The organism is Telluria antibiotica (assembly GCF_011682055.1).
GTDB classification, from domain to species: domain Bacteria; phylum Pseudomonadota; class Gammaproteobacteria; order Burkholderiales; family Burkholderiaceae_D; genus Telluria; species Telluria antibiotica.
Map to the genome: position 1 here is coordinate 1 of NZ_JAAQOM010000045.1, position 1,100 is coordinate 1,100.

At 56.7% G+C, this 1,100-nt stretch carries 2 protein-coding genes; one reads left to right on the forward strand and one right to left on the reverse strand.

Annotation, left to right across the window (positions count from 1 at the left end; all coding sequences use genetic code 11):
- The first annotated feature begins 243 nt into the window (after positions 1-243).
- Positions 244-696, forward strand: coding sequence for an integrase arm-type DNA-binding domain-containing protein (locus tag HAV22_RS30750; protein WP_166865630.1), 453 nt, complete (start codon positions 244-246; stop codon positions 694-696).
- Here HAV22_RS30750 and HAV22_RS30755 read toward each other — a convergent pair.
- A partial coding sequence (locus tag HAV22_RS30755) for an integrase core domain-containing protein (protein WP_166865633.1) occupies positions 659-1,100 on the reverse strand: 442 nt, incomplete at its 5' end. The two genes, HAV22_RS30750 and HAV22_RS30755, sit on opposite strands and share 38 nt — an antisense overlap.

Consider the following 1,100-nt stretch of genomic DNA (forward strand, 5'->3'; position numbering starts at 1 on the left):
TCGACGACTTCCTGCCCTGGAACTGTGCCGCCAACCTGGCCGGCTGAACTCCGCTTCCCAGCGGTGTGACGAGTATCATCTCGCATCGACCTCGATAGCTCAACACGGTGCTGGGAACACGCTTACGCACTTTAAGGGTAAACGTCAGGGTATACCGCAGAACTGCCTGCAACGTTTACCCTTAAAACCTGCTGAGCCCGCTTGTGCCGCCCCTTAAGTCTGTCCAAGCCGAGAGGAGGTAGTATGCCTAAGTTAGCGAAGCCGCTCAGCGACGCCCAGGTCAAGCGCGCAAAGGCGGAAGAGAAGCTCGTCAAGCTGTTCGACGGCCATGGCCTGTACCTCGAAGTCCAGCCAACAGGCGCCAAGTTCTGGCGCTTCAGATACCGTCAACCGAACGGTAAGGAAACGACGATCACGTTTGGGCCCTACCCTGAAGTAAGTTTGGCAGAAGCGCGCGAAAAACGTACCGAGGCACGACGTTGGCTTCTTGAAGGCTTGGATCCTGGTCAGCAGCGTGACCAGGCGCGTCGAGACAGCGCGCGCGCGAGTGAAAATACGTTCCGCAGGATTGCGACCGAGTGGCATGCGCTGAAGCAGAAATCCTGGTCGCCGGCCTATGCAGATAACGTCCTTCACCGGCTCGAAGCGGATGTGTTTCCTAGCTGTCCAGTCCCGTTTGATCATAAACGCGTTTGACGAATAATTCTGGACGCTTCTTCTGCCATTCCTTGAGGGCCAGGATGGGCGTTTTTGCGTCGAGCGCACGCTGCGGAATGTGGTGGTTGTACAGCTTCAAATAGTTCATCAAGGTCGCTTCCAGGTCGGCCTTGCTGTCGAAGCGGGTCTGCTGTAGCAGTTCGTTGATGCGACCATTAAAGCGTTCAACGATGCCGTTCGTTTGCGGATGACGCGGCGGTGCCAGACGATGCTCGGCAGGCAGATCTGCGCAAGCGATGTCGAAGGCGTGCTTGCTACTGGGCTTCTTGTCCTTGGTGCTGAAACGGTCGGTGAATTGCGAGCCGTTGTCGGTCAGGATCTTGCTGATCTTGATGGGTGAAGCCAGTTTCAGACGACGCAGGAAATCGACGCTGCTTTTCTCC

Bases quoted from the DNA above. Each gene is read 5' to 3' on its own strand.
- HAV22_RS30750 (WP_166865630.1), top strand. From the start codon at position 244: ATGCCTAAGTTAGCGAAGCCGCTCAGCGACGCCCAGGTCAAGCGCGCA.